A 7,867-nucleotide genomic window follows, 5' to 3' on the forward strand; every position below is an offset into this window, starting at 1 on the left:
AAAAGTGGCCCTTGTCGTACCTTCCCCGCCAATCCACTTAACGCCTCCCAAACAGCCTCTCGATATCCGCGAGCTTGAGTTCGATATAGGTCGGCCGCCCGTGGTTGCAGGTGCCGGAGCCGGGCGTTGCCTCCATCTGGCGCAGCAGCGCGTTCATCTCCTCGGCCTTGAGCAGGCGGCCGGAGCGTACCGAGCCGTGGCAGGCCATGGTGGCCGCGATCTTGTCCAACCGCTCCTTCAGCGTGTCGACCGTGTCGTTGTCGGCGATCTCGTCGGCAAGGTCGCGCACCAGTTGCTGGACATTGGTCTCGCCCAGCATCGACGGCGTCTCGCGCACCGCGACCGCACCCGGGCCGAAACGCTCGACGCCAAGTCCAAAGCGGGCCAGCGTCTCGGAATGCATCGCCAGCCGTTCGGCGTCTTCTTCCGACAGGTCGACGATTTCCGGCAGCAACAGCATCTGTGACGGCACGGCGCGCGACTGCAGCGCGTTCTTCAGCGCCTCATAGACCAGCCGCTCATGCGCCGCATGCTGGTCGACGATGATGAGCGAATCCCTGGTCTGCGCGACGATATAGTTCTCATGCACCTGAGCGCGCGCCGCACCCAGCACCGCGCCAAGCAGCGTCTCGGCCGCTTCGCTCTGCCCGGCGCGTGCGTCGGCGCTGGCCAGCGGGCCGGCATCGAATGCCGCCTGCTCATTTTCGCGCAAGCCGCGCTGACCGGGGCCCTCGAAACCCGCCCCTTCGAACCCCATGTCGAGCGGCCGCTGCGGCGAGCGCGTCGGATCAAAGCCGGCTGGGCCGGAGGCATGGTAGGATGCTTCATAGCTGCGGTGGCCATTGGCGGGCCCGCCGTGGCCGTAGGATGCCGCACCAGGCCGGAACGCCGCCATCATGCCGGCGGCGCCCGTGGTGGCGGCGCGGATGCCGGCATCCGCGAGTGCTTGCCGGACAGCGCCGACGATCAGCCCGCGCACCAGTCCGGGATCGCGGAAGCGCACATCGGCCTTGGCCGGATGGACGTTGACATCGACGACGGCCGGATCGAGCGTCAGGAACAGCACCGTCACCGCATGGCGGTCGCGCGGCAAGACATCCGCGAAGGCGCCGCGTATGGCGCCGGCAATCAGCTTGTCGCGCACCGGCCTGCCATTGACATAGGCATACTGCTGCAGCGCGTTGGCGCGGGTGAAGGACGGGATCGACACGTGACCGGTCAGGTGCACGCCTTCGCGCATAGCGTCGATGGCAATGGAATTGTCCGGAAACTCGGCGCCCATCACCTGGGCGACGCGGCGCAGGCTGCCTTCCGGACTGTCGTCCGTCGCCGGCAATTCCAGGGTCGAGCGATCCGAACCCGCCAATGTGAAGCGCACGGCGGGGAAGGCGATGGCGATGCGCTTGACCACGTCGCTGGTAGCCGAGCTTTCCGCGCGCTCGCCCTTCATGAATTTGAGCCTTGCCGGCGTGGCGAAGAACAGGTCGCGCACCTCGACAGTGGTGCCGCGGTTGGCTGCCGCCGGCCTGACGGGCAAGACGCGGCCGCCCTCGATGCCGATCTCGGCGGCGCTGTCACTTGTTGCTGTCCGCGAACGGATCGACAGCCGCGACACCGACCCGATCGACGGCAGCGCCTCGCCGCGAAAGCCGAGCGAACGAATGTCGTTGATGTCCGCGGTGAGCTTGGAGGTGCAGTGACGTGCGATCGCCAGAGCCAGCTCCGGCTCGGGAATGCCGGAGCCGTCGTCGGTGACGCGGATCAGGTTCAGCCCGCCGCCGGCGGTGACGATCTCGACCTTGCCGGCACCGGCATCGAGCGCATTCTCGACCAGTTCCTTGACCACGCTTGCCGGACGCTCGATGACTTCGCCGGCGGCGATCTGGTTGATCATCGTTTCGGAAAGCTGGCGAATGGGCATGGAGATAGTATAGGCGGATTCGGGGGGCGCGGGAGAGGCAATATCGCGAGAGCGGGGGATCAGTGCGCGGCACGGATTTCACGCACGCCTTTGTGCAGCCGCCGGCGCAACAGATTGCGCAGCGTCACCCCGTCGCCATAGCCGACCTTGGCGGCGATCTCATCGACACTGTCGGATGTGGTCTTCAACAAATGCACAGCCTGCTCGACCCGCAGATCCTGAAAATAGGACAGCGGTGTCTTGCCAAGCACATCGTTGACCCGCCGTGACAGCGTGCGCTTGCTGGCTCCCAGTTCCGCGGCAGCTTCGTCTAGGTTGAAGCCGGCTGCAAGATGGCCGCGCGCCCATCGCTCGAAACGCTCGACCAGCGGGTTCGAATGGGCGAGATGGTCCGAGATGGCATAGGCCGACTGCAGCGGCCGGCTGTCGACGATCAGATATTTGGCGGTCAGCGCCGCAAGCTCCGGGCTTGTCTGGCGGATGACCATTAGAGCGAGATCGATGTGGCCGAGTGCTGCTCCGGCGGTTGCGAACTGCCCGTCATTGATCAGCATGCGCGAGGCATCGAGCCGCACTTGCGGGTAGCGTTGCCGGAACATCGGTGCGAGCCACCAGGTTGTGGTTGACGGCCGACGGTCGAGCAGGCCGGTTTCCGCCAGGATGAAAGTACCGATACAGGCAGCCCCGATGCGCGCGCCGGTATCGGCGGCAGCGCGCAATGCCTTGGTCGCCTTGGCAATGTCGCTTCGCTTCAGCGCCTCGCCAAGCGGGCCGGGCATCTTCTGGCCGATCGCGGGGATCACCAGCCAGTCGGGCTCCAGCTCGCTGCCCATCGAGACGACCGGCACCTGAAGGCCTTGCGCGGTGTGGACCGTGCCGCTCACCCCGACAATGGTCACGGCCAAACAGCCGGGCGGGGATGCCAGCATCCCTGCCAGCTCATTGGCGGTGCCGAACACGTCGAGCATCGTGGCCAGCCCGGTGTCGAAGACACCATCAAGCGCGAGGACGGAAATGTTCATGGCAACAATGATATCAAAGATGTCATTTTTGCCAATACGCTTTCCGGTTCGATGCTGCGACTGTCGCTTCGACGGCCGCCGCTTTGGCCGCACAACGACGAGGAGAAGACAAATGATCAAACTTGCATTGTTCGCACGCTTCGAAGCCAAGCCCGGCAAGGAGAAGGATGTCGCCGCGTTCCTCAACACCGGGCTGCAACTGGCCAATCAGGAAGCCAGGACCCCGATCTGGTTCGCCCTGCAGCTTTCGCCAAGCGTCTTCGGCGTGTTCGATGCCTTTCACGACGAGGCAGGGCGGCAGGCACATCTCACCGGCGAGATTGCCAAGGCGCTGATGGCCAATGCCGAAACGCTGTTCGTTGGCCCGCCGACCATCGACAAGATCGATGTGCTCGGCCTTAAGAATGACGGCTCGGTCTGATCCTTTCGGCATGCGAACGCAATCCGGTCACGCGCCGGATTGCGCTGGCGAGCCTACGCCTGCGCCACCAGCCAATCTCTTACCTTGCGCGCATTGTCGCTGAGCTCGCGGTTCTTTGGCCAGATGACGTAGAATCCGATGCCGGTCCTCAGCACATGATCCGTCACCGGCACCAACAGGCCTGATGCCACGAGGCGCTCGACGAGATGCCGCCAGCCGAGCGAGATGCCTTGTCCCTCCATGACCGCCTGAATCACCAAGGCATAATCATTGATGCGCAACCCGCGCTCGGCATTACGGAGGCTGGTTCCGGCTGCCGCGAACCATTCGTCCCAGTTCGGGGCCTCGCGGTAGGGCTCCTCGAGATGGATGAGCCGATGCATGGCGAGTTCGGCGACAGTCTCTGGCAACCCAAACTTCGCCAGATAGCTGGGGCCCGCGACCGGGAAGATCTCCTCGTCTGCAAGCAACAGCGAATGATAGTCCGGCCAGTCGCGCGGCACGCCGCCGCGCACGCCGAGCGGGATGCCCTCGGCGATGATATCGAGGTCGCGGTCGGCGGTCTGGATACGCAGATCAACGCCCGGCAGTTCGTCGCGGAATTGCTGTAGGCGCGGCATCATCCAGAACGAGCCAAAGGCGGTCGAGGCGGCCAGCGTCACATGGCCGCCGGTCGCCTGCAGGCGCAGATCCTCCGCCGACTTGCGGATATGTGACAGCCCGAGCGAGACGTCGGCGTGGAAGCGCTCGCCGGCCTCCGTCAGGAGAACCTGGCGGTGGCGGCGCTGGAAGAGCTTGGCGCCGAGCTGTTCCTCCAGCCCGCGCACGGCGTAGGATACGGCCGCCTGCGTCATGCCGAGCTCGCGCCCGGCGGCGGTGAAGCTCGACAGCCGGCCGGCCGCCTCGAAGACGATCAGGCTGCCGGCGGAGGGCAGCAGGTGGCGCAGGCTTCGCATAAGGAGAGTTTATACAAGAGATCAGGATTTTCCAGCGTCACAGCTATATTCCGTCTCGCTAAGTTGACGGGCTGTTGGAGGGATGAGTTGCCATGAATGAACCGGCCGTTGCAGTGACCGAACACGCCAACCGCAGAAGCGGCGGTCGCCTGGGGCGCAAGGCGATACGCGGCGCTCCCATAGCCTCGTTTCCTACGCTGGTGCGCCAGATCCCCGCCTATCAGATGGTGCCTGACGAGGCGGTGGAGTTGATCCACCAGGAATCGCTCTTGATCCTCGAAGAGGTCGGTTGTGAATTCCGCGACGATGAGGCGATCGCCCTGTGGAAGGCCGCCGGAGCCGATGTATCCGAGACGCGCGTCCGCATCGACCGTGCGCTCTTGATGGAGTTGGTCTCGAAGGTCCCGCCGGAATTCACCCTCAATGCCCGCAACCCCGAGCGTACCGTCCGCGTCGGCGGCAAGAATTCCATCTTCGTGCCGATGTATGGCGCGCCCTATGTGCGCGACCTCGACAACAACAGGCGCTACGGTTCTCTCGCCGACCTCAGCAATTTTCACAAGCTCGCCTACATGGCGCCGGCGCTGCACTCGTCGAGCTCGGTCATCTGCGAGCCGATGGAAATTGCAGTGCCCAAGCGTCACCTCCACATCATCCATTCGGCGCTGAAGCACTCCGACAAGCCGTTCATGGGCATCGTCACCTCGAAGGAACGCGCCGAAGACACGATGGCGATGGCCGGCATCGTGTTCGGCGAAGAGTTCGTCCGCGACAACCCGGTGCTGGTGTCGATCACCAATTGCAACTCGCCGCTGGTGTGGGACGCCACCATGCTGGACGCCATGAAGGTCTATGCGCGCAACAACCAGCCGTTGATCCTGGCGCCCTTCGCGCTGTGCGGCGCCTCGACCTCGGCCTCTGCCGTCGGCGCGGTCGCGCAAGTCAATGCAGAAGCGCTCGCTGGCGTCGCCTTCACGCAGCTCCTGCGTCCGGGGTCGCCGCAGATCTACGGCCAGTTCATGGTGACGGTCGACATGAAGACCGGGGCGCCGATGGGCGGCACGCCGGAGGCCGCCCAGATGATGTACCTGATGGGCGCGCTGGCGCGGAAATACCGGCTGCCTTGGCGCACGTCCGGCTTCCATGTCGGCTCGAAGCTCAATGACGCCCAGGCCGGCTACGAGGCGAACATGCTGATGCACGCCGCCATCCTCGCCGGCGCCAACTACATCTGGCACTCGGCCGGATGGCTGGAGGCGGGGCTCACCTGCGGCTATTCGAAATTCGCCACCGACTGCGAGCAGCTTATCGGCTGGTACAAATATGCAGGCGGCCTTCCGTTCGACGATTTCAAGGAAGCGATGGCGGCGATCCGCGAGGTGGGGCCGCAGGGCCATTTCCTCGGCACCCAGCACACGCTCGAACATTTCGAGTCCGCTTTCTTCATGCCCACCATCATGGACTTCAATTCGTACGAACAGTGGAAGGCCGAAGGCGCGAAGGACCACGACACGCGCGGCCGCGAGAAGGCGCGCAACATGCTGGCCGACTATGAGGAGCCGAAGCTCGACGAGGGCATCGCCGAGGGTCTCAAGGATTTTATCGCGCGGCGTGAGGAAAAACTGCCGAACAGCGTTAGTTGATGTGACAGGCGAAGACCTGACGGAACAACCAAGGGAGGAAAACATGACGCTCTTCAGAAGCAATGGCGACCGCGTGCCGGGCGCTATCGAGACAATGGCGAAAGAGACGCGTGCAGGCCGCATGGACCGGCGCGAATTCCTGGCGCTGGCCAGCGCCTTCGGCGCGTCGACGGCTTTCGCCTATGGTATGATCGGCCTTGCCGCGCCGACAAAGGCCCTGGCCGATGAACCGAAAAAGGGTGGAACGCTGCATGTCGCGATGTCGGTCAAGGCGCAGAAGGATCCGCGCACCTATGACTGGACCGAGATGGCAAACGTCACCCGTTGTTGGCTGGAGCCGCTCGTCCGCTATACGCACCAGTTCACTTTCGAGCCGGTCCTGCTCGAAAGCTGGGACGTCAATGACGACGCCACCGAATACACCCTGCATCTGCGCAAAGGCATCACCTGGAACAACGGCGATGCCTTCAACGCTGATGACGTGGTCTCCAATCTGAACCGCTGGTGCGAGAAGGGTGCTTCCGGCAATTCCATGGCGGCACGCGTCGGCGCGCTGATCGACACAAAGACCGGCAAGGCCAGGGATGGCGCTATCACCAAGGTCGATGACCTCACGGTCAAGCTGAAGCTGACCGAACCCGACATCGCGATCATACCGGGCTTCACCGACTATCCGGCGCTGGTCGTGCATCGCGACTTCGATAAGGATGGCGCCGACCCGATCAAGAAGCCGATCGGTACCGGACCTTTCGAGTTGGTGTCTTATGCAGTGGGTTCGAAGGCGATCGTCAAGCGTCGCGAGAACGGCAAGTGGTGGGGCGGTGAAACACCGCTCGACGGTGTCGAGTTCATCGACTACGGCACCGACTTCAACGCCACGCTGAATGCCTTCGAATCTGGCGAGATCGACCTCGATTTCGAAACGCCGGCCGACTTCATTGACGCCCTCGACAAGATGGATCTGGTGAAATCGGAGGTCGCGACGGCGACCACGCTCGTTGCCCGCACCAACATCACCCACAAGCCCTATGACGACCAGCGGGTGCGCAATGCGCTCCAGATGGCCGTCGACAACAATGCCGTCATGCAACTCGGCTACGCCGGGCTCGGCACGGTTGGCGAGAACCACCACGTCGCCCCGATCCATCCGGAATACTATCCGCTGCCCAAGAAGACACGCGATGCCGCCGCCGCCAAGAAGCTGATGGCGGATGCCGGGCAGGCCGACTTCGAGCACGAGCTGATCACCGTCGAGGACGAATGGCAGAAGAACACCGGCGATGCGATCGCCGGCCAATTGCGCGATGCCGGCATCAAGGTGAAGCGTACGGTGCTGCCGGGCTCGACCTTCTGGAACGACTGGACGAAGTATCCGTACTCGATGACCATCTGGTACATGCGGCCGCTGGGCGTCCAGGTGCTGGCGCTCGGCTATCGCTCGGGCGAGGCCTGGAACGAAACGGCCTATGCCAACCCCGATTTCGACGCCAAGCTGAAGCAGGCGCTTTCGCTGGCCGATCCTGCCAAGCGCAAGGAGGTGATGAAGGACGTCGAGCAGATCCTGCAGGATTCCGGCGTCATCATCCAGCCGTTCTGGCAGAAGCTCTACTGCCACATGAGCAAGAAGGTGAAGAACTACGGAATGCACCAGACCTACGAAATGGACTTCCAGAACGTTTGGCTCGACGCCTGATTTAACTCCCGAGACTTGCAAGCAAATGCCGCCGGCACCTATGACAAAAGGTGCCGGCGGCCCGTAAATCACTGACAAGCAATTGGCGCAGGCAAAATGTCCGACGACGAGATCATCCTTTCCGAACTTTCCGACGACGAGTTGGTGCAGCAGATGCACGACGATCTCTATGACGGGCTGAAGGAAGAGATCGAGGAAGGCACCAACATCC

Annotated in this window: 6 protein-coding genes and 1 pseudogene; 4 read left to right on the forward strand and 3 right to left on the reverse strand. The window is 63.5% G+C overall.

Translation table 11 applies throughout. From position 1 onward, the window contains the following. Positions 1-37: 37 nt before the first annotated feature. Both mutL and AC1D2G_RS31965 read right to left on the reverse strand, forming a co-directional pair. Positions 38-1,921 (reverse strand): DNA mismatch repair endonuclease MutL, encoded by a 1,884-nt coding sequence (mutL, locus tag AC1D2G_RS31960; protein ID WP_477419015.1) that lies wholly within the window; start codon positions 1,919-1,921, stop codon positions 38-40. Positions 1,922-1,980: 59 nt separating this feature from the next. Further along, positions 1,981-2,943: a GlxA family transcriptional regulator gene (locus AC1D2G_RS31965; RefSeq protein ID WP_477419017.1), complete on the reverse strand. Its 963-nt coding sequence runs from the start codon at positions 2,941-2,943 to the stop codon at positions 1,981-1,983. Between the two features lie 112 nt (positions 2,944-3,055). On the opposite strand from AC1D2G_RS31965, the gene AC1D2G_RS31970 reads away from it, so the two are divergent. Further along, entirely contained in the window at positions 3,056-3,364 is a 309-nt protein-coding gene (locus tag AC1D2G_RS31970) for a putative quinol monooxygenase (protein WP_457152315.1), read from the forward strand. Positions 3,365-3,417: 53 nt separating this feature from the next. Here AC1D2G_RS31970 and AC1D2G_RS31975 read toward each other — a convergent pair whose 3' ends face one another. Beyond that, positions 3,418-4,320 (reverse strand): LysR substrate-binding domain-containing protein, encoded by a 903-nt coding sequence (locus AC1D2G_RS31975; RefSeq protein ID WP_477397086.1) that lies wholly within the window; start codon positions 4,318-4,320, stop codon positions 3,418-3,420. Positions 4,321-4,412: 92 nt separating this feature from the next. On the opposite strand from AC1D2G_RS31975, the gene AC1D2G_RS31980 reads away from it, so the two are divergent. From AC1D2G_RS31980 to AC1D2G_RS31990, 3 genes and pseudogenes are all read left to right on the forward strand, one after another. Further along, on the forward strand, positions 4,413-5,963 hold the full coding sequence (locus AC1D2G_RS31980; RefSeq protein ID WP_477226400.1) for a trimethylamine methyltransferase family protein: 1,551 nt from the start codon (positions 4,413-4,415) through the stop codon (positions 5,961-5,963). A gap of 43 nt (positions 5,964-6,006) precedes the next feature. Further along, positions 6,007-7,656 (forward strand): ABC transporter substrate-binding protein, encoded by a 1,650-nt coding sequence (locus AC1D2G_RS31985; RefSeq protein WP_095086675.1) that lies wholly within the window; start codon positions 6,007-6,009, stop codon positions 7,654-7,656. 96 nt (positions 7,657-7,752) lie between these two features. Then, positions 7,753-7,867, forward strand: a pseudogene (locus AC1D2G_RS31990) (cobalamin-binding protein); the annotation flags it as partial.

It is taken from the genome of Mesorhizobium sp. P2_C7 (assembly GCF_056404515.1).